This is a genomic window from Psychroflexus sp. S27, from assembly GCF_002810405.1.
Taxonomy (GTDB): Bacteria; Bacteroidota; Bacteroidia; order Flavobacteriales; family Flavobacteriaceae; genus Psychroflexus; species Psychroflexus halocasei_A.
The window spans coordinates 66,036-87,319 of sequence record NZ_NEXQ01000026.1; the positions used below are offsets into that span (position 1 = coordinate 66,036).

At 35.3% G+C, this 21,284-nt stretch carries 16 protein-coding genes; 5 read left to right on the plus strand and 11 right to left on the minus strand.

Going from position 1 to position 21,284, the window contains the following annotated elements:
• Nucleotide 1: 1 nt before the first annotated feature.
• The 6 genes from CAP47_RS11600 to CAP47_RS11625 form a co-directional block, all read right to left on the minus strand.
• A complete protein-coding gene (locus CAP47_RS11600) occupies nucleotides 2–1,795 on the minus strand; it encodes a chloride channel protein (RefSeq protein ID WP_100776770.1) in 1,794 nt (597 codons plus the stop codon).
• Between the two features lie 43 nt (nucleotides 1,796–1,838).
• Complete coding sequence (gene aspS, locus CAP47_RS11605) at nucleotides 1,839–3,596, minus strand: aspartate--tRNA ligase (RefSeq protein ID WP_100776771.1); 1,758 nt, start codon at nucleotides 3,594–3,596, stop codon at nucleotides 1,839–1,841.
• 132 nt (nucleotides 3,597–3,728) lie between these two features.
• Complete coding sequence (locus CAP47_RS11610; RefSeq protein WP_100776772.1) at nucleotides 3,729–4,283, minus strand: DNA-3-methyladenine glycosylase I; 555 nt, start codon at nucleotides 4,281–4,283, stop codon at nucleotides 3,729–3,731.
• A gap of 78 nt (nucleotides 4,284–4,361) precedes the next feature.
• Nucleotides 4,362–5,807, minus strand: a complete 1,446-nt coding sequence (locus tag CAP47_RS11615) for a SusD/RagB family nutrient-binding outer membrane lipoprotein (protein WP_100776773.1) — start codon at nucleotides 5,805–5,807, stop codon at nucleotides 4,362–4,364.
• Between the two features lie 11 nt (nucleotides 5,808–5,818).
• Nucleotides 5,819–9,031, minus strand: a complete 3,213-nt coding sequence (locus tag CAP47_RS11620) for a SusC/RagA family TonB-linked outer membrane protein (RefSeq protein ID WP_100776774.1) — start codon at nucleotides 9,029–9,031, stop codon at nucleotides 5,819–5,821.
• A 328-nt stretch (nucleotides 9,032–9,359) separates the two neighbouring features.
• Nucleotides 9,360–12,434 (minus strand): T9SS-dependent choice-of-anchor J family protein, encoded by a 3,075-nt coding sequence (locus CAP47_RS11625; protein ID WP_100776775.1) that lies wholly within the window; start codon nucleotides 12,432–12,434, stop codon nucleotides 9,360–9,362.
• A 294-nt stretch (nucleotides 12,435–12,728) separates the two neighbouring features.
• On the opposite strand from CAP47_RS11625, the gene CAP47_RS11630 reads away from it, so the two are divergent.
• Nucleotides 12,729–13,346, plus strand: a complete 618-nt coding sequence (locus tag CAP47_RS11630) for a thioredoxin family protein (protein ID WP_093244566.1) — start codon at nucleotides 12,729–12,731, stop codon at nucleotides 13,344–13,346.
• Here the strand turns inward: CAP47_RS11630 and truB are convergent, their stop codons facing one another.
• The 5 genes from truB to CAP47_RS11655 form a co-directional block, all read right to left on the minus strand.
• Complete coding sequence (gene truB, locus CAP47_RS11635) at nucleotides 13,347–14,045, minus strand: tRNA pseudouridine(55) synthase TruB (protein WP_100776776.1); 699 nt, start codon at nucleotides 14,043–14,045, stop codon at nucleotides 13,347–13,349.
• Complete coding sequence (locus tag CAP47_RS11640; RefSeq protein WP_100776777.1) at nucleotides 14,045–14,836, minus strand: undecaprenyl-diphosphate phosphatase; 792 nt, start codon at nucleotides 14,834–14,836, stop codon at nucleotides 14,045–14,047. Before CAP47_RS11640 ends, truB begins: the two co-directional genes overlap by 1 nt.
• A complete protein-coding gene (locus CAP47_RS11645; protein ID WP_100776778.1) occupies nucleotides 14,836–15,096 on the minus strand; it encodes a DUF3098 domain-containing protein in 261 nt (86 codons plus the stop codon). Before CAP47_RS11645 ends, CAP47_RS11640 begins: the two co-directional genes overlap by 1 nt.
• 29 nt (nucleotides 15,097–15,125) lie before the next feature.
• Nucleotides 15,126–16,004 (minus strand): cell division protein FtsX, encoded by an 879-nt coding sequence (locus CAP47_RS11650; RefSeq protein ID WP_100776779.1) that lies wholly within the window; start codon nucleotides 16,002–16,004, stop codon nucleotides 15,126–15,128.
• 170 nt (nucleotides 16,005–16,174) lie between these two features.
• Nucleotides 16,175–16,546: a TM2 domain-containing protein gene (locus tag CAP47_RS11655; RefSeq protein WP_238141052.1), complete on the minus strand. Its 372-nt coding sequence runs from the start codon at nucleotides 16,544–16,546 to the stop codon at nucleotides 16,175–16,177.
• Between the two features lie 41 nt (nucleotides 16,547–16,587).
• Between CAP47_RS11655 and CAP47_RS11660 the strand changes: the two genes are divergently transcribed.
• The 4 genes from CAP47_RS11660 (at nucleotide 16,588) to CAP47_RS11675 (ending at nucleotide 21,174) form a co-directional block, all read left to right on the plus strand.
• Nucleotides 16,588–17,214, plus strand: coding sequence for a hypothetical protein (locus CAP47_RS11660; RefSeq protein ID WP_100776780.1), 627 nt, complete (start codon nucleotides 16,588–16,590; stop codon nucleotides 17,212–17,214).
• The gene (locus tag CAP47_RS11665; RefSeq protein ID WP_153043521.1) at nucleotides 17,198–17,479 is read left to right on the plus strand and encodes a hypothetical protein; all 282 of its coding nucleotides are present in this window, start codon (nucleotides 17,198–17,200) and stop codon (nucleotides 17,477–17,479) included. Before CAP47_RS11660 ends, CAP47_RS11665 begins: the two co-directional genes overlap by 17 nt.
• A 77-nt stretch (nucleotides 17,480–17,556) precedes the next feature.
• Nucleotides 17,557–20,388 (plus strand): leucine--tRNA ligase, encoded by a 2,832-nt coding sequence (gene leuS, locus CAP47_RS11670; RefSeq protein WP_100776782.1) that lies wholly within the window; start codon nucleotides 17,557–17,559, stop codon nucleotides 20,386–20,388.
• Between the two features lie 96 nt (nucleotides 20,389–20,484).
• Complete coding sequence (locus CAP47_RS11675) at nucleotides 20,485–21,174, plus strand: zinc metallopeptidase (protein ID WP_100776783.1); 690 nt, start codon at nucleotides 20,485–20,487, stop codon at nucleotides 21,172–21,174.
• Nucleotides 21,175–21,284 lie beyond the last annotated feature (110 nt).

Sequence of the window (21,284 nt, forward strand, 5' to 3'; positions counted from 1 at the left end):
TTTATACTGTCACTTCAATCAACTTTTGTCGATAAGCTGTTAATAATTTCGATTTAGAAATAAATCCGATATATTTTCCGTCCTTGACAACTGGTAAATTCCAAGCATCTGTTTTTTGAAATTTATTCATAATTGTCTGCATTCTAGAATCCTTCAAATCAATAACATCAGGTGCATTTTGCATTAAATCATAGACTTTGACTTTCTCATACATCTTCTGATCAAACATGATCGTCCTGATATTATCTAATAAAATTATTCCCTTAAAGTTATAATCTTCATCAACAACTGGAAAAATATTTCTGGATGATTTAACAACACCTTCTTTTACAATATCACCTAAAGTCATATTCTCTGTAAGCACTTGAAAGTTTTTTTCAATGACTTTTTTAATCTCAAGTAAAGTTAATATTGTTTTATCTTTATCATGCGTCAACAATTCTCCTCTTTGCGCCAATTCCATTGTATAAACCGAATGTGGCTGAAATGCATGTGTGATCAAATATGAAATTAAGGCTGTAATCATCAGAGGTACAAAAAGAGCATAGCCTCCAGTTAATTCAGCAATTAAGAAGATTGCTGTTAAAGGCGCATGAAGCACGCCAGCCATTAAACCTGCCATACCAACCATTGTAAAACTCCCAACTGATATCGGTTTATTAAGAAAGCCCAAATGATTTACTAACAAAGCAAAACAGTGCCCTAAAGCACTGCCCATAAAAAGAACAGGAGCGAAAATACCTCCAACTCCACCTGCGGCAAAAGTTAAGGAGGTTGCAAAAATTTTAAAGACAACCAAGCCTGCTAGCAAAATAATAACGACCCAAATATTATCAAGAAAAGCATCGAAAAAATTTGTCTGTAAGGCTTCTTGATAATTTTCAGCGAGCAAACTATTGATGACTCCATAGCCCTCACCATAAAGTGGAGGTATAAAATACAGGATAATTCCCAAGCCTAAACCCGCCAAAATTAATCTTAAAAAAGAATTCTTAATAGACAGAAAAAGCTTCTGTACCTTGAAATAAACACTTGTAAAATAAATAGAACCCAAGGCTGAAATGCATCCTAAAACAACATAAAATGGCACTTGTGAAATGGTGAAATCATCCTCTAAAACAAAAGGAATAATTGTATCTGAGCCAAAAAAGAAATAAGAAGTTAAAATAGCTGAAACCGATGCCGTCAAGAGCGGCAGCATACTCACCAAGGTTAAGTCGAGACTGAAGACTTCTATAGCAAAAATAATCGCTGCGATGGGCGCTTTAAAAATTGAAGACATTGCTCCTGCAGCTGCACAACCAATCAAAAGTGTACGCATACTTTGGTTCATGCGGAACATTCTCGAAATATTAGAACCCAATGATGCACCTGTCGCTACTGTCGGTCCCTCTAAACCAACAGAACCACCAAAACCAACAGTAATAGGTGCAGTAATTAAGGAAGCGTACATCTGAAAGCGCTCCATAATGCCTTTCTTCTTTGAAATAGCATATAAAGTTGAAGGAATTCCGTGACCCAAAGGTTTTCTGATTAAATATTTTATAATAAAATAGACAATCGCTAAACCTATCACTGGGAAAATAAAATAAAACGCATGGTGATAATTAACAATAAACTCACCTTCAAGCAACTCTTGCATAAAGTGCGTCAAGTTCTTAATCGCGACTGCTCCAAGACCAGCAGTAAAACCTATAATCGCGCTGAGTATAAGCGTGAATTGCTGTTCGGAGAGATGTTTAGTCTTCCAAAGCAAAAACTTCTGCAAAACCGATACTTGTTTAAAAGATTTCATTTTAAAAGCTTTGTTTTAAATTCCTTTTAAACTCAGCAAAAACTTAATCAAGAGAGAGCTTCACCTCGATATTGAGTTCTTTGAGTTGATCAGTGCTTAATTGAGCTGGCGCATCTATCATGATATCACGTCCAGAGTTATTTTTTGGAAAAGCAATAAAATCACGAATGCTCTCTTGGCCACCTAAAATAGCTACTAATCTATCTAGACCAAAAGCGATTCCGCCGTGTGGAGGTGCTCCATATTCGAAAGCATCCATCAAAAAGCCAAATTGAGCTCTTGCCTCTTCTTCAGAAAAACCAAGATAATCAAACATTTTTGATTGTGTTTCTTTGTCATGAATTCGTATAGAACCGCCACCGATTTCGTTTCCGTTTAAAACCAAATCATAAGCGTTTGCTCTTACCTCACCTGGGTTTGATTTAAGTTTATCAATATCTTCTGTTTTTGGTGACGTGAACGGATGATGCATCGCATGAAAACGTTTTGAATCTTCATCCCATTCTAACAATGGAAAATCGACGATCCATAATGGTGCAAATTCATCAGCTTTTCTTAGACCTAATCGTGTTGCCATTTCCATTCTTAAAGCACTCAATTGTGCTCTTGTTTCATTTTTATTTCCAGATAAAACAGCGATTAAATCACCAGGTTTAGCGCCAGTTTTTTCTGCCCAAGCTTTTAAATCATCTTGATCGTAAAACTTATCAACAGAAGATTTAAAGCTACCATCATCATTACATTTAACGTAAACCATACCTTTAGCTCCCACTTGAGGTCTTCTGATCCAATCGATAAGTTTATCGATCTCTTTTCTTGAATAGCTTGCTCCTCCAGGGATTGCAATACCAACGACAAGTTCAGCTTCATTAAAGACTTTAAATTCTTTATGTTGAGTCACTTCATTGAGTTCGCCAAACTCCATCCCAAAACGGATATCTGGTTTGTCATTTCCATACTTACACATTGCATCAGCATAAGTCATTCTTGGGAATTTTTCTATTTCAACTCCGTTAATTTCTTTCAATAGATGCTTGGTTAAACCTTCAAAAGTATCTAAGATTTCTTCCTGATCAACAAAAGACATTTCGCAGTCAATTTGTGTAAATTCTGGTTGTCTATCTGCTCTTAAATCTTCATCTCTAAAACATTTGACAATTTGAAAATACTTATCAAGACCGCCAACCATCAACAACTGCTTAAATGTTTGAGGCGACTGTGGCAATGCGTAAAACTGACCTTCGTTCATGCGGCTTGGCACAACAAAATCGCGCGCACCTTCTGGAGTCGATTTAATCAAATAAGGTGTTTCTACATCAACAAAATCTTTTTGGCTCAAATAGTTTCTGATTGCCATTGAGACTTTACTTCTGAAAAGCAATTTATTTTTAACAGGAGAACGCCTTAAATCGAGATACCTGTATTTCATTCGTAAATCTTCGCCTCCATCCGTTTCATCTTCAATCGTAAATGGCGGTGTTTTAGAAGAATTTAAAATCTGTAAATCTTCAACTAAGATTTCTATTTCACCCGTCGGAATATTTTTATTTTTCGATTCTCTTTCAATAACCTCTCCTTCTATTTGAATAACAAACTCACGACCGATTTCTCTCGCTTTTTTAACAACAGCTTCTGGCGTTCGCTCAGCATCAAAGACAAGTTGCGTCATCCCGTAACGATCACGGATATCAATCCAGATGATAAAACCCTTATCTCTAATTGTTTGCGCCCAACCTGAGAGCTTTACTTTTTCGCCTAAATTCTTTAAGTTTAACGTGTTGTTATTGTGCGTTCTGTACATTTTGTTTTCTATTGTAAATCGATTTGCAAAAGTAAGAAGTTATAGGTCGTAAACATAGACTCTTCAGAAAAAATTATTTATGGCTTATTTCTTAGTTTCCTATAAATTCCCATTGAGAAAACCTTGTGTATTTTAACGTGAAGGACACTCTAAAAGGTGATCGTTTGTCATGCCAGTCGCTTGCATAAAGGCGTAAATAATGGTTGGACCGACAAACTTGAAACCCTTTTTCTTGAGATCTTTACAGATTTTCTGACTCAATTCTGTTTCAGAAGGGACATCATTAATGGTCATAAAATTGGTTTGTAAAGGTTTATGATCAACATAAGACCATAAAAAATCATTGAAGCTACCGTGTTCCTTTTGAACTTTTTTGACGCACTTTGCGTTGTTAATCGCAGCATTAATTTTTAATTTATTCCTGATAATACCAGCATTTTTGGATAGTTCTTCAATTTCATCATCGGTATAATCAGCGACTTTATCTATTTCAAAGTTGTTAAATGCTTGTCGGAAATTTTCTCTTTTTTTCAGAATAGTCAACCAACTTAAACCTGCTTGAAAGCTTTCTAGCACAAGAAATTCAAATAATTTCTGATCATCGTGCAATGGTTTCCCCCACTCATTATCGTGGTAATCTTCATAAAGTTGACTTTCTAAACACCAATCACATTTTTTGTTTTTCATGGTATAAATTTATAAAAAAAGCGGCTGAACACTAAGTCCAGCCGCTTATAAAATTTAGTTTAAAACTAATTCAAATATTTACATCGTATCCCAGAATAAAGCAGTTTGCTGCTCATCTCCCCCGATCGCACTTGAAGCAGCATCATAATTACTTTCATTCAAGTTTTGCTCATTCACAGGATATGTATATCTCAATGGCACAGGAGAACCAGTATCTTCTGGCAAGTTTAATGTTGGCGCATCAAACTTTCTCCATACAGCCCATCCTTGGAAAGGATTATCAAACATTGCAATCCAGAATTGCTCTCCAATGCTTTCTCTCCAGTTTGCTGCATCATAAGCAACATCTGGTTGAGCTATATAAGCTGAAATATCAGCAGCATTAGTAATTCCTGCATAATTCATAGAAGCAGTAATACCATCTTCATAGTGAACATCAGCAGTTGAAGGCGTTGAGAATGATCTTGCAGAAGCTTCAGCTAATAAAAATGAAACCTCAGCATAATCCATATAGATACCTGGATGTGTTGGATCTATGAATGCGTCTCCAATATGCGTGTAATTTGCATATGTATTTGCTCCACCATAAATACCACCATCATAAACACCAGCACCTAAGTTATCATCAAAATAATAAGAACGACGTGGATCATCTAAATCATTCATGATATCCACAATTGTATTTGCAGATAAATAATCAGAACGACCTGACTGAACTAAATCTTCCCACAATGGGTTTGTGTTCGGAGGTGAACTCTGATATTGAATCACAGCATTATCAGCATTACTTGCCATTACGCCTGCACTAGAACTAATTGCATCTTCAGCAGCTGTTTGAGCCATAGATTGCATGCTAGAAACGTCAGCAACTCTTAAAGCTAATCTCAACTGTAAAGAATTAGCAAATTTTTCCCACTTTGCCATGTCTCCCATGTAAATCACGTCTGGACCTGAAAAACCTTGACCTGCCTGAAGCATAGTTCTAGCATCTTGAATTCTAGTTAACAAATCTTCATAAATACCTGAAGCATCATCATAAGCTGGGTTTGTAATTTCCTGAGCTTGTAAAGCTTCAGTGTAAGGGACATCTCCAAAAGTATCAACAAGCATTTGCCATGCATAAACTTGAATCACTTCGATTTGCCCAAGTCTAGCATCTTTTTCTGCTTGTGTTAAGCTTTCTTTCTCTTCGATATATGATTTCGCATCATCCAAATCTAACAACACATCACGGTAAGTTTCAGACCATTGTGATTGAGGAACATTTCTAGAAACCAATTTATAATTTGGCTCATCTAAATATTCCGTAGATGTTAAGTACTGAGAAATAAATCTGTAAACATTCGTATTAACATTTGGACTTGCTAAAAGATCTCCTAGACTCACTACAGCACTCGTGAAAAGAAAATCTTCACTCACTGATGTAGGGTTTTTAGGATCTTCGTTTAATCTATCATACTTGTCGTCATCAGCACAGCCAATGAATAGCGAGACAACTATGAATGTTATTATATATTTTTTCATCCTATTATTTTTTAAAATTTAAGTTTAACATTAATTCCATATTCTCTAGCAGAAGGGTAAGCACCTGATTGGTAACCTTGAATGTTACCAGAACTTAAACCTGCTTCTGGGTCAGAGTAAGGCATGTTTTTGTCAATAATCCATAAATTACGACCAATTAAAGACAATGAAGCTCCAGTAAATGGTAACTTTTCTACTAACTTATCATCTAATCTATAAGTTAAACTCATCTCTCTTAACTTGATAAAAGAAGCGTCGTAAACGTGACCTTTGTTTGCATCATTTGAATATCCGTAAGGACTATCTGATGCTGTACCTACAGGAATTCTCACTGTATTTTGGTTTCCACTTGCATCAACACCTGGTAGAATAACACCACCACCATCAGCAATTGGCGCACGCATTTCATTACCTAAATCGTTAATTCCAGCAGTTACATCATATAAACCAGTTCCCATACCATACCAAGTATCTAATGAGAAGATATCTCCACCTTCTTGAATATCGATTAAGAAACTAAATGATAAGTTTTTGTAATTGAATGTGTTTGTAATACCTGCATTCCAGTCTGGTTGAATATTACCTAACACCTCGTTGTTACTTGATGAAATTTCATAGTAACCATTAGCATCAACAACTTTATTTCCTTGGTTGTCATAAACATAATCGGTACCTCTAATTGCACCGTAAGGCTCACCTGGTGCTGCATTAATAGATACACCACCTTGGAAACTTGCTAACTGTAAATTCTCAAGATCACCTGCTAAACTAATTACTTCATTTTCGTTTTTAGACCAGTTCACATTCATATTCCAACTAAAATCTTCAGTTCTTATTGGTACTAAACCTACTAAAACTTCAAGACCTTTATTCTCTATCTCACCAGCATTCAACAATTTTCTCCCATAACCTGTTGCGTTAGAGATATCTACAGGCGTAATTTGATCTTCTGTTCTTGTACGATAATATGAAATATCAAAATTCACACGATCATTAATAAAGCTTGACTCTAAACCAATCTCGTAAGAAGTTGACGTTTCAGATTTTAAATCTAAATTATTTAAAGTACTACTTAAACTAGCAGAACCTTGTCCATTAAACGGAGCACTGACAACATAAGTGTTGTAAACATTATAAGGATCTGTCGCACTACCAACTTGCGCATAGTTAGCTCTTAATTTAGCAAAATCTAACCACTCTTCTTCGATGATGTTTGATAACAAAATACTTGTAGAAACTGAAGGGTAGTAATAAGTATTATCAGAACTTGGTAAAGTAGAAGAACGGTCACGACGGATTGTTCCTTCTAAATAATAAGTATTCATATATCCAAGACTTGCTCTTGCAAAAATACCATCAACCATTTGATCCGCTTCATATTCAGAAGGTGGATTCAATGGATCTTTACTGTTACTTAAGGCATAAAAACCAGGAGCATTCAGTCCTCCATTGGTTGCAGCTCTAATAAAAGTTTGCTCATTTCTTCTTAAATTAAAACCAACGTTACCGTCAAGATTTAAATCAGAAGTCAAGTCTTTATTAAAGTTAAGAATCAAATCGTAATTATACTCCGCAACACGGTTATCAAACCTAGAGTAACTAGATACCGCCGCAGAACCTACATTGATTCGCTCTTCTTGCAACTCACTATAAGTATCAAAAGTAAAACGCCCTAAAACACTAAAGACATCACTAATTTCATAGCTTAAATTAACATTACCATAGTATCTGTTTCTCGTATCCGTCTGGTAATTCTCATACCTTACCCAGTAAGGGTTGTCTGTATAAATAGGTGTTCTATCAAAAGCACTATTCGGGTTCCAAGTGATGTTTTTGCGAGTGCTGAAATATGCATCTCTTTGATCATAAATATCAACATTTGTTTGATGCCACTGTCTGAAAGTCTGCATTAAGTTTTGGCCATCATAACCCGTACCGAAACGACCTTTACCATCAGTTTTAATAAAAGTTACATTTGCAGCAGCTGTCAATCGATCAGTTAAATCATGAGATCCTGAGAATTTGATATTATCTCTCTTGATTCTACTGTTCGGTAAAGTTCCTTTCTGATTTAAATTTGTATAAGAAATTCTGAAATTTCCATCTTCATTACCACCATCTAAAGCAACAGAATTAATCGTTGTATGCCCTGTTTCCCAAATATCATTTGGTGTATGCTTAGCAGCAGTCCAAGGCGTCGCTTGTAAATATGTATCTAATTCAGGATAAATAGAATTCCATTGATAAATCATTCTATTTGGGTCAAATTTAGCACCATAAGAAGCATCAGCTGTAAAAGGAGTCGTTTCTTCATCTATACCATCACCATTAATATCTGTCAACAAGAAACCGTCTCCTGTATCGTAGCCTGCTGAATAACCAGCACCATATTTCTTTTGGTACTTAGGTAGTGTTTCTTTATTAACGTCAGCAAAAGTGACAGACGAACGAATGCTTACGCCCATTCCTTTATTTCTTGCTCCTTTTTTTGTTTCAATAACAATTGCACCGTTAGCAGCTCTTTCACCATAAAGTGCAGTTGCAGCAGCACCTCTTAAGATGTTAATAGATTCAATATTGTCAGGGTTAATGTCAGAAGCAGCATTACCATAATCATAACCACCTCGACCACTTTTTTGATCACCTGTGTTTGAGTTCTGGTTAATAATCGGCGTACCATCAACAACAAACAAAGCTTGGTTGCTTCCCGTTAATGATGCGTTACCTCTAATTACAACGTTGGTAGAACCACCCATTGTACCTGAAGATTTAACCTTCAGTCCTGCCACTTTACCTGAAAGTGCATTCGTAAAGTTCTGTGTTGCAACATCAGAAACTGATTCGCCACCAACTTCTTGTGTTGCATAACCAAGTGATTTCTTTTCTCGCTTAATACCGAGAGCAGTGACAACCACTTCGTCAAGTTTGTTTGCGTCGCTTTCTAAAACGACTTCAATTTCGGCATCACCTGAAACTTCAACTTCTTGAGTTTTCATTCCTAGGTAAGAAAAAACAAGCATCTTGCCTGTCTCAGCCTGAATGGTAAACTGACCGTCAAAATCAGTCTGAGTACCATTTGACGTTCCTTTCACCAAAATATTGACACCTGGTAAAGGAATTCCGTCCGCATCTTTAACAGCTCCAGTCACTGTCACTTGTTGTGCAAACATTCCTGCACTTAACAACGTGAACAATAACAAGACTGTGTTTTTGACTTTGTTCATGAGTAAGGTTTTTTAAGTTATAGAACTAATATATAAATTATATGTTAAAAACAAAGCCTAAAACCCGTATTAGGTTAATTGTTTAACTTTTTAACATTTATTATGTTAACATGAAAAGCTCTTAAAGGTAACATGACAAGCCTTGAGCTAACATTTTAAAAAGCGTAATGAATTTGCTATTAATGAATTTGCTACAAAAAAGTTATTACAAAAGAATGAATCATCCTATTATGTTTAATTGCCAATTATTTTTTACTAAAAACTCTTAAATACAAAAAAAGCAAGCTATTTACATAGCTTGCTTTAACAAAACGAAACTTTCGTTTATTTACTCTCTAACCAACTTAAACGTTTTAGTTGCATTGTTAATTTCTACTTTCATAAAGTAAATACCTGTTGAAAGATCTTGAAGATTAAGCTTTGCACCTAAGTCCTTGATTTCTTTAAGTATCAATAACTGACCTCTCACATTATATATCTGAACCTGATCGATATTTTGAGCAGCATTCAATACTAACTCATCTTGAACAGGATTCGGATAGTAAGAAAAACTATCAAAACCAACAGATTCTATACCTAAGGTTGTTGTTGTAAAAGTTGACGGACCAAACCAGTCACTTTCATCACTTGGTGCACAGATTGCACGCACGTATACATCATAATCTGTTTCAGCTGATAATCCTGTAAGCGTCTCACCTAAAGTTCCATCAGTATCCATCACAGATATTCCATCTACAGCTGGATCAAACCCTGCTTCACCATAAAGAATTTCCCACTCAGTTGCTGTTCCGTTTTCTAACCAAGCAACATCAGCAGAGGTGTTATCTATATTTGTAAATATAACATCGGTTGGAGCTGCACAAACTGTATTTGTTCCAAACGCAAAGTCGTCAGCATATAATTCAAATTCATCAGTACCAGTCGCTCTAATCGCTACATATACAGTTTGACCTGCATAAGCCGATAAATCGAACTCGTATTGCGTCCAAGTATCTGGAGCATCCATTTCAGCTTGAAGCACTTCATCAAAAGATGTGTCCGACATATTATCAGTTGTAGATAAAACAACTTCAAAAGGCTCTAAAAGACTAGAAGCTCTTGATCTTAAAGAAAAAGAAACCATATCTGTTGTACCTGCTATAACTTCCGTAGCTGGCATAATTAAATAATCATCATGAGCAGAAGAATTATATCTAATTTTCATCACATTATCTCCGCTTTGAGCGCCACCATTTGGACTTGACTCAAACACCCATTCATTCGCTCCACCTTGATTGATTACTGACCAACAAGCCGGTAAACTTGATACAGATTCAAAGTCTTCCGTGTAAGCGGCAGAATACACAGCACATTCAGTAGCAAAAGTTGTTGGTCCATTCCAAGTACTTAAATCTCCAGAGCCACAATCAGCACGAACGTAAACATCATATAAAGTTCCATCAACTAAACCTGTTAATGTTTCACCTAAAGTTCCATCAGTATCCATGACAGATGTACCATCTACAGCAGGATCAAAGCCTGTTTCACCATAAAGAATTTCCCATTCCGTTTCTGAACCATTTGCCGTCCATGAAACATCTGCAGAATCTAGGGTGATATTTGAAAAAACAACATCAGTAGGCTCAATACAACTTGGCGGACTGTCAAAGACAAAATCATCAGCAAAAAGCTCAAAGTCATTCGTTCCAGTCGCTCTAATCGCTACATAAACCGTTTGACCTACATAAGCTGATAGATCGAACTCGTATTGTGTCCAAGTATCTGGAGCATCCATTTCAGCTTGAAGAACTTCATCAAAAGATGTGTCCGACATATTATCAGTTGTAGATAAAACAACTTCAAAAGGTTCTAAAAGACTAGAAGCTCTTGATCTTAAAGAAAAAGAAACCATATCTGTAGTTCCTGCAATAACTTCAGTTGCTGGCATAATTAAGTAATCATCATGAGCAGAAGAATTATATCTAATTTTCATCACATTATCTCCGCTTTGAGCGCCACCATCTGGACTTGATTCAAACACCCACTCATTCGCTCCACCTTGATTAATAACTGACCAACAAGCTGGTAAACTTGATACAGATTCAAAATCTTCAGTATAAGCTGTATTTATGACATCACAAGCTGTTGAAAAAGTTGCCACAGCTGTCCAATCACTCATATCAGTTGCAGAACACATCGCTCTGACATAGACATCATAAGTAGTACCTGTAGTTAAACCTGATAAAGTTTCACCTAAAGTTCCATCATTATCTATAACTGAAGTTCCATCAACTAATGGATCAAAGCCTGTTTCGTCATAAAGAATCTCCCATTCGGTTTCTGATCCAAAAGATGTCCATGAAACATCAGCAGAAGTCTGTGTGATATTACTAAGCACAACATCCGTAGGAGCAGGACAAGTAATTTCTTCTATACTTAATTCATATTGCACACTTTGTGGCGTAGCCCAAGTTGAAATAACAATATAATAGGTTTGTCCACCTGTCAAATATACACCCTCTAAATTTCTATCAATTGAGTTAGAATTTCCTTCAAAAGCCACACAATTTGGGCTGTCATCTAAACAAGCGTCTAAAACGTGAATCGCAGAATAGTCGACTGAAACATTATAAAGACTAATATTTACTGCCATGTTATTAGCAGGAGTAAATGCATAAATAGCCTCATCCCCGCTTAAATAAAATGAATCACATGGACTATCACCGTTATTGTAGTTGTTACCATAGTTAGCTGTATCATCAGATGTAGTGTAAGGCAAACCAGTAATCGCTATAGGATTTGCACAAGACTCACCTGGAGCAACCACAGTCGACATATAGGATCCGAAAGGAACATAATTGCTAAGAGCAGGCTCAAAATTACAGTTGCCTAAATTATCAAGCGCATCTTGCGTTCCAAAAGTCCAGTTAGCAGGATCAAAAGCACCTGCATTAGCTGTTGCTCCATCGTTACGATAATAATAAGTATCGACATGCTCCCAAGCAGTTCCCGTTCCATCTACGTTTTCTTCTCCAAATCTATCCACGACAACATCACCAGCATCAGTAATTTGGAAAGCATCATCTCCATTACTGCTAATAACCGAATTCTCAATTACGTTGTGTGTTGTGGAGTTAATCGTAAATTCAACATCCAAAGTTGCTTCATCGTTTGTAACATAAGCAAATTCATCTGTTAAGCTTCCTAATGAAGTTAAATCAACATTTGTTGTAAAACCACCTCCATTAGATTGTCTTGCAAGATTCCAATCAGTAAAATCAACCGTTCCGTTGACGTAAATTTCTATTGTTCTCCCATCTGCACCAGGGCAAGGAGAGTCAACATAACCTGTAATGATAGCATCTTGTGCATACCCGAAAGCAAACATCATAAATGACATCATTAAAAATGTAATTTTTTTCATATTATTATGATTTTTAAGTTAATGAATTGTAAAACTAAGCAAAAAACAACTAATAAAAACTTAAAAACGTTAAATTTTTAAATCATAAATCATTTATAGCCTTAAATAGTATTGATTTAAAAATTTAAATTATACATATTGATAAGATTCAGTATAAGACAATTGGCTTATACTTGAGTGGTTAGCGTATAACAAAAATTTCATGAAGGTTTTCAAATTCCTAAAGATGATTTAAATCAGCCTTTTAGTGATTTTTAAGTTGTAACTTTGTCGAAATTATATTCAAAATTAATTATGGATTCATATAAAATCGTCAAAAAACACCTTGATCAATCAATGAGCTACAATGACTACAAAGCTCTTGTAAACGAATTGTTAGAAAAAGGTCAAGCTACAGGAAATACTCAAGATGAAACTTATTTGGAATTTTCGAAACTCGGTGTTCAAAGAATGAAACGCTGGGAGAAAACAGTCAAGATTAATGATGAACAAAAGGAAAGAATCATTAACATTTCTAAACCTCAAACATGGCTAGTTATTGCTGAAGGCTGGTGTGGTGATGCAGCGACAGCACTTCCTGTAATGGAAAAAATAAGCTCCCTTAACTCTTTGATCACATTAAAAGTTATTTTAAGGGATGAATACCAAGATTTAATCAATGCTTTCTTGACTAACGGCGGGCAATCTATCCCTAAACTCATTGCTATTGATTCTTCAGAGGAAAAGATTCTTTACACATGGGGACCTCGTTCTGCAGCAGCAACGAAACTTGTTGAAGAAGAAAAGGCTAAAAATGACGGCAAATTTACAGCCGACTCCAAAACTGTTTTACAACAATGGTATAATAAGGACAAAGGACAAAATATAATTGAAGACCTTATCAAACTTTTAGAAGAGAATAATAAAGCTTAATTAAGCTTTCATCATATCTTCAAAACCTTCAATGCTTAACGTGTTTGAAATTTTATAGTCGCCTATTTGAGTTCTTTTTAAAGCACTTAAGTAGGCGCCTGATTTTACAGCCTTTCCATAATCATGAGCTAAACTTCTGATGTATGTTCCTTTACTACAAGTGACTTTAAATTCAACCTTTGGCAAATCAAATTTTGTTAGCTGAAAGTCATCTATTAGAACTTGGCGTTTCGGAATCTCAACTTCCTCGCCTTTTCTCGCATATTCGTATAGTTTTTTTCCATCTTTCTTTAAGGCAGAAAAAATAGGCGGCTGCTGCATAATTTCTCCTAGAAATTCTTGTCGAGCTTCTTCTAATAACTTTAAAGTAATGTGACTGGTTTCAAAAGTCTGATCAATTTCAGTTTCCATATCGTATGAAGGTCGCGTTGCCCCAAGCGTTATTTCACCTGTATAAATTTTGGTTTGCCCCATTAAACTTTCAATACGCTTTGTGTATTTGCCAGTGCATAAAATCACCAAACCTGTCGCTAAAGGATCTAAAGTTCCTGCATGACCCACTTTAATTTTTTTGATGTCAAATTTCTTCTTAATCAACCACCTCACTTTGTTAACTACCTGAAATGAAGTCCATCCTAATGGTTTATCAAAACAGATTAATTGCCCTTCTTTAAAATCTTCTAAAGTTAAATCACGCATTATACTTGGGTTAAAATGATTGCAATCACACCAACAACAAAACAGTAAATTGAGAAATATTTGAGCTTACTTTTTTTGACAAGTCTAATCATCCATGTACAGGCAAATAGTCCAGTTATAAAAGCGGCAATAAAACCAACGCTTAAACTCATAAAATCTATCTGACTTTGAAAAACATTTCCGTCAAGTAAATCCTTGGCTATTTTTCCGAAAATCAAAGGCACAACCATTAAAAAAGAAAAACGTGCTGCTTGTGTTTTATCATTACCCAGCAAAACTGAAGTCGCTATTGTAGAACCACTTCTTGAGATCCCTGGCAAAATTGCAATGGCCTGTGCAACTCCAATCACAAATGCATTGCTATAACTCACTTTTTTAGGTGTGCTTTTTGCTTTATCGGTCAACCATAGCAATAACGCAGTCACAATCAACATAAAACCAACAAGCACGATATTATCACCAAACAAGGCTTCCATTTGGCTTTCAAAAAAATATCCAACTAAAGCTGCAGGAATCATTGAGATGATAATTTTTAAAGAAAAACGAGAAGCTTCATTCCATTGAAACTGAAACAAACCTTTAATGATTTCTAAAATATCTTTTCTGAAAATAACAACGGTGCTCAATGCTGTTGCAAAATGCAGCACAACAGTAAAAAGCATAGATTCTTTTGGTAAACTATGGTCACCTAAAAGTGCTTTCCCTAGCTCTAAATGTCCGCTTGACGAAACTGGCAGGAACTCAGTTAATCCCTGAATAACCCCTAAAATACTAGCATCTAAAATATCCATTAATCACTTGATGGCTTAAGAAGTATGGCGTAAACCTCAATTGCGAAACCAATTAAAATAAGAGTCGGCGCTAAACGAATACGTCGCCAGTTATAAATTTCAGGATTAAAAACCTCAGGATCATCACTTCCACCGCCAGCCATCAGGATAAAACCTAAAGCGATCACAGCCAAGCCAATCAACATAAACTTGTAGTTCTTTTTTTCAAAAACAAAGTTTTTATCAATTTCGCTTTCCTGTCTACGTTTTTTCTCTCCCATAATATTGAGATTTTTGAATTTAGATTGAATTAGTAGTAAAGTTCGTCAGTTTTTAAATTAAGAAAACGCTGTGTTGCAAAAAAGGTACTCAACCAAGTGATCAAAATACCAAGCAATAATATTGCTGCGAACAAAGCTAATAAAATAAGTCTGTCTGAAAGGAAATTCAGTTCAGGAAAACTTTCATTTAAATAATATAAAACAGCAGCCATCCCTGCTAGTGACAAGAATGAACCTATCAAACCTAGCTTAATGCTTTTCCATATAAATGGACGGCGAATAAATGATTTAGTCGCACCAACCATTTGCATAGTTTTAATAATAAATCGCTTTGAATAAACTGACAACCTTATCGAACTATTGATGAGTAAAACCGCGATAAATGTAAAGACAACACTGATAATGATAATCCACAAACTTAATTTTTTAATGTTATCATTCAATAAAGCAATCAAAGGCTTATCGTAAACAATCTCGTCAACAAATTTATTTTCGTTGATATCTCTTGTAATTTCAGCTAGCTTAACTTCAGACACATAATCTGCATTAAAATAAATATCAATAGAATTCTGAAGCGGATTATACCCTAAAAACTCCATAAAATCTTCACCGATTTCTTCACTATATTTTTTGGCAGCATCTTCTTTAGAAACAAAATTCACGGATTTGGTGTATTCCGCTAAGGCAAGAGATTTCTGTAATTGATCAATCTCCACTTCTTTTGCCGTATCATCTAAATATATAGTCAATGCAATTTGCTCTTTAAAATGATCAGCAACTTTTTTGGTGTTTAAAACCAAAATCCCTAATAAACCTACTAAAAAAAGAACCAACGCAATACTGATCACAACAGAAAAGTATGAGGTGATTAAGCGTCTTTTTTGATATTTTTCAAATGATGATGCCACAAATTTAATTTTCGTAAAAATATAAAACTCTCTACATCTAACGCCTCTTCCTGTTAAATATTTTCTTTAATACCTTATAGCATAAAATAAAACAGCTTCAAAAGAGATTTTCACTTTATGAAGCTGCTTAAAAGATGGTAATCTTAAAAATAATTAAGATAAAGTTTTTATTAAAAATTATCTGTCAATATGTTGATGATATCAATAATAGCCCAAATACCTAAACCTCCTAAAGTTACAATAAAGAGAATATTCACCCAAACAGGTTTTCCAGCATACCAGCGGTGCGCTGCAAAAGGCCATAAAACCAACCAAAGTGCAGCAGCAACCCATTTATCATAGCCAGAAGCAACTATTGGTGTTAAAGCTTCTTCTTTTTCAATAGATAAAGGAGCTTCAACAACTGAAAAATCTTTGTAATTCTTAGTGTCAAGATTTTCATGAACAACGAGATCATTACTCATTTTCTCTCTATTCACTGGAAAAGAAGCAAACATCAAAGATGAGGTGAAGATAAAAACAAGTAATAATAAATTTTTCATAATTTTGAAATTTTAAGTTAGGTTCACAATATATAAATTTTATGTTAAAAATACTTTTTACGATAATTTTTTCTTCACTTTTTTTCATCTCTAATAGTCAAAACATTAAAGAATTTGAGTTTATTGGTTCTCTTAAATTAGAGGACAATAGCACCATTTCTTATAAACTAAAATTTACTGATATTGGCAAAGGCATGATTGAGGGTAAATCGATCACAGATTTTTCTGGTGACCATAGAACAACCTCAGAAATAAAAGGTCGAATAGATTATGAAAATGACAGAATATCTTACGCAGAAGTGAAAAACCTCTCAACAAAATCTAATTATGATGAAGAGAATTTCTGTTACATTCACTTAACAAATGCAGATTTTAATCTCAAAAAAAGAAAAAGCTCAATCAAAGGCAATTTTCAAGGTAAATTTCCTGATGGAGAAAATTGTGCGGAAGGTGAACTTATTCTTGTTGGCTCTGAATTTTTCTACAAACGCATGGAGAAACTTAATAGAAAGATTAGTCGTGTTAAAAAAATAGACAGCGTCACAAAAGCGAATTTAAAAACGTCAACTTTCAAAAGGAAGCTTGCTAAAAATCTATTAGAAAACGAAGATGTCATCTCTTTATATATTGACGATTCAAGCGAAGTTTTTTTTGGAATTGTGGGATGAAGAGCTTGAAGATGGCGATAAAATTGATCTTTTCATCAACCAAAAAATAGTTTTAGAAAATTTTGAAATCAAAAATCAAAAGAAAATTATCAAAATACCATTTAGTAATTCTGATGTTAGCGTGACAGTTATTGCCAACAATGTCGGTCAAAAAGCGCCAAACACCGTCAGTTTAATTTTACGTGATAAAAACAATTCTCACAAAATCAGAACCAAGCTTCAACAAGACGAACAAGCCTACATTATGCTCAAAAGCAATCAATAAACTTTTAACTCTCAAGTTTCACACCTTTTTAGCACATAAATAGTATTTTTGCCAAAATTGAATTTTAGCAAAAAATCATGGCATATAATTTTAAAGAAATCGAAGCCAAATGGCAGAAAAAATGGGCAGACAACAAAACTTTCGCTGCTCAGCAACCTCAAGATTTTAAAGAGAAAACAAAACCGTCTTACTACGTTCTCGATATGTTCCCTTACCCATCAGGCGCAGGCTTGCACGTTGGTCATCCGCTAGGTTATATTGCAAGTGATATTTTTGCACGTTACAAACGCCATCAAGGCTTTAATGTTTTGCATCCGCAAGGTTATGATTCTTTTGGTTTGCCTGCTGAGCAATATGCCATACAAACCGGCCAACACCCTGCAAAAACAACTGAAGACAATATTAAACGTTACCGCGAACAGCTAGACAGAATCGGTTTTTCTTTTGATTGGGGTCGTGAAGTTAGAACAAGTTCTCCTGAATATTATAAATGGACACAATGGATTTTTAGCGAATTATTCAATTCATATTATTGTCATGAAGCTGATCAAGCGAAACCAATTGATGATCTCATCAAGATTTTTTCTAAAGAAGGAAATACAAATATTAATGTTGCTTGTGATGAAAGCGTTCAAAGCTTCACTGCTGATGAGTGGAATGCTTTTTCAGATGAAAGAAAAGAAGAAATTTTACTTGACTATCGTTTAACCTATCTTGCAGAAACTGAAGTGAATTGGTGTCCTGCGCTTGGTACGGTTTTAGCAAATGACGAAATTATCAACGGCGTTTCTGAGCGTGGTTCTCACCCAGTTGTTCGTAAAAAAATGAAACAATGGAGCATGCGTATTTCAGCTTATGCTGAACGTTTGCTTCAAGGTTTAAATAAACTTGACTGGACAGATAGCCTGAAAGAATCTCAGCGCAATTGGATTGGAAAATCAATTGGTGCACAAGTTTTTTTCAATTTAAAAGATCACGACAAGAAAATTGAAGTTTTCACAACCCGACCTGATACTATTTTCGGTGTTTCATTTTTAACACTTGCGCCAGAGCATGATTTGGTTCAAAAAATCACAACTCCTGAGCAGAAAGAAGCTGTTGAAAATTATATTTCACAAACTGCAAAACGCAGCGAGCGTGAACGCATGGCTGACGTCAAAACAATTACAGGTGTTTTCACAGGATCTTACGCTGAGCATCCACTCACAAAAGAGCCAATTCCGATTTGGATAGGTGATTATGTTTTAGCGGGTTACGGCACTGGTGCTGTGATGGCTGTTCCATCTGGTGATCAACGCGATCATGATTTTGCAAGACATTTCGATTTACCAATTCCAAATGTTTTTAAAGACATTGATATTTCTGAAAATGCGCATGCTGAACAAGACAATACAGTGATTGCAAATTCTGAATTTCTGAATGATTTAGAGCCTCAAAAAGCCATCAGAAAAGCAATTGAAGCTTTAGAGAATGAAAATTCAGGTTACGCAAAAATCAATTATCGTTTGCGAGATGCTGTTTTTTCAAGACAAAGATACTGGGGCGAACCTTTCCCGGTTTATTACGTCAACGGCTTACCAAAAATCATTGACACAAAACATTTGCCTCTCGAACTTCCTGAGGTTGAAAAATATTTACCAACAGAAGATGGCGCACCTCCTTTAGGTCGCGCTAACAAATGGGCTTGGAATACAGCAACTAATGAGGTTGTCTATAATTCAGAAATCGATAACAAAACAATTTTCCCACTTGAACTTAACACAATGCCTGGTTGGGCTGGCAGCTCGTGGTATTTATTCAGGTACATGGAAACCGAAAATCGTGACACATGCTTTGCCTCTCAAGAAGCCTTGGATTACTGGGAAAATGTTGATTTATATATTGGCGGGAGCGAACATGCAACTGGTCATTTATTATACTCAAGATTTTGGACAAAGTTTCTGAAAGATAGAGGTTTCTTAAAGGTTGATGAACCTTTCAAAAAGCTCATTAATCAAGGCATGATTTTAGGCGAAAGTGCTTTTGTCCATAGAATTGACGCCAACACTTATACTTCTGCAGATATTGAAACTGAAAAAGATGTTCAAAAAATTCACGTTGATGTTTCTTTTGTGAATACCTCAAATGAATTAGATGTTGAAGCCTTTAGAAAGTGGAGACCTGAATTTGAAAATGCAGAATTCATCAAAAATGATGATGGAAAAGTTCTGGTTTCTCGCGAAGTTGAGAAAATGTCTAAATCTAAATTTAATGTTGTCAATCCTGATGATATTTGTAATGAATACGGCGCAGACAGCTTGCGTTTATTCGAGATGTTTTTAGGCCCAATTGATCAATCAAAACCTTGGAATACAGCAGGACTTTCAGGTGTTTCTAGTTTTATGAAAAAACTCTGGAAGCTTTATCACAATAGCGATAATTTTGAAGTGAGTGAAAAACCAGCTTCAAAAGAAGCTTTAAAAGCATTGCACCAAACCATTAAAAAGGTCACTGAAGATATCGAGAATTTCAGCTTTAACACAAGTGTTTCCAGCTTTATGATTTGCGTCAATACTTTACTTTCTGAAAAATGTAATTCAAGAGAAATTCTCGAACCTTTAGCGATTTTAATTTCACCTTATGCACCGCATATCGCTGAAGAATTATGGGAAAAACTCGGACACACTGAAAGTGTTTCACAGGCAAAATTTCCAGTTTTTGAAGAAAAATTTTTAGTAGAAGACACCAAAACTTATCCGATTTCTTTTAACGGAAAAATGCGTTTTAAACTCGATTTATCTTTAGATCTCAGCAAAGATGAAATTGAAAAAATTGTAATGGCTGACGAAAGAACACAAAAACAACTCGATGGCAGAACGCCTAAAAAAGTGATTATTGTACCTGGCAAAATTGTCAATATTGTCGGTTGATTTATGTGTTTTCATAAATTAAAGTCAACTTTGTCAGATCAATAAACTTTGGTGCTAAATTTGAAGTCAATAAATAAGATTTTAAAAGAATAAAAAATGAGTTATTATATTTTAATTGGAGCGATTCTTTTGGTGAGTTGGCTTGTGAGTAATAAGCTAAAATCTAAGTTTAAGAAATACTCTAAAGTTCATTTACAAAACGGCATGAGCGGTGCTGAAATTGCACGAAAAATGCTTGCAGATCATCATATCACAGACGTTGAAGTAATTTCAACCCCTGGTCGATTAACAGATCATTACCACCCAACCAAAAAAACGGTTAACCTCAGCGAAAGCGTTTATAACCAACGAAATGCTGCTGCGGCCGCGGTTGCTGCTCACGAAGTTGGACATGCTGTGCAACACGCCAAAGCCTATAAATGGTTAGAGATGAGAAGTCAACTTGTACCAATCGTAAGTGTGGCTTCACAATTTTCACAGTGGGTCATCTTTGGAGGCTTAATTTTAATGGGAATGGTTTCAGTTGGCGTTGGTCAAGCTGTTCTTTTAGCCGGCATTATTATGTTCGGGATGGGGACACTTTTTAGTTTCATCACTTTACCAGTTGAATACGATGCGAGTAACAGAGCTTTGGCTTGGTTAAAAGATAGGAATATTGTGACTGCTGAAGAATATAAAGGCTCTGAAGATGCGCTCAAATGGGCCGCAAGAACTTATGTTGTTGCTGCAATTGGTTCATTAGCAACGCTGCTTTATTTCTTGAGTATTTACTTAGGAAGAGATTAAAATCTAAAATATTTTTTAATTGAAAATCGGTTGTTTTTATAAAGACAATCGATTTTTTTATGCTTAGGCTTATCTTAATTCAAGATGTTTTTTCTTTAAAATCACTACCT

Coding starts and splice junctions, on each gene's coding strand:
- CAP47_RS11620 (WP_100776774.1), bottom strand. CDS start 9,031: ATGAACAAAGTCAAAAACACAGTCTTGTTATTGTTCACGTTGTTAAGT.
- CAP47_RS11640 (WP_100776777.1), bottom strand. CDS start 14,836: ATGGATATTTTAGATGCTAGTATTTTAGGGGTTATTCAGGGATTAACT.
- CAP47_RS11675 (WP_100776783.1), top strand. CDS start 20,485: ATGAGTTATTATATTTTAATTGGAGCGATTCTTTTGGTGAGTTGGCTT.
- aspS (WP_100776771.1), bottom strand. CDS start 3,596: ATGTACAGAACGCACAATAACAACACGTTAAACTTAAAGAATTTAGGC.
- CAP47_RS11600 (WP_100776770.1), bottom strand. CDS start 1,795: ATGAAATCTTTTAAACAAGTATCGGTTTTGCAGAAGTTTTTGCTTTGG.
- CAP47_RS11645 (WP_100776778.1), bottom strand. CDS start 15,096: ATGGGAGAGAAAAAACGTAGACAGGAAAGCGAAATTGATAAAAACTTT.
- CAP47_RS11630 (WP_093244566.1), top strand. CDS start 12,729: ATGGATTCATATAAAATCGTCAAAAAACACCTTGATCAATCAATGAGC.
- leuS (WP_100776782.1), top strand. CDS start 17,557: ATGGCATATAATTTTAAAGAAATCGAAGCCAAATGGCAGAAAAAATGG.
- truB (WP_100776776.1), bottom strand. CDS start 14,045: ATGCGTGATTTAACTTTAGAAGATTTTAAAGAAGGGCAATTAATCTGT.
- CAP47_RS11625 (WP_100776775.1), bottom strand. CDS start 12,434: ATGAAAAAAATTACATTTTTAATGATGTCATTTATGATGTTTGCTTTC.
- CAP47_RS11610 (WP_100776772.1), bottom strand. CDS start 4,283: ATGAAAAACAAAAAATGTGATTGGTGTTTAGAAAGTCAACTTTATGAA.
- CAP47_RS11655 (WP_238141052.1), bottom strand. CDS start 16,546: ATGAAAAATTTATTATTACTTGTTTTTATCTTCACCTCATCTTTGATG.
- CAP47_RS11615 (WP_100776773.1), bottom strand. CDS start 5,807: ATGAAAAAATATATAATAACATTCATAGTTGTCTCGCTATTCATTGGC.
- CAP47_RS11660 (WP_100776780.1), top strand. CDS start 16,588: ATGTTAAAAATACTTTTTACGATAATTTTTTCTTCACTTTTTTTCATC.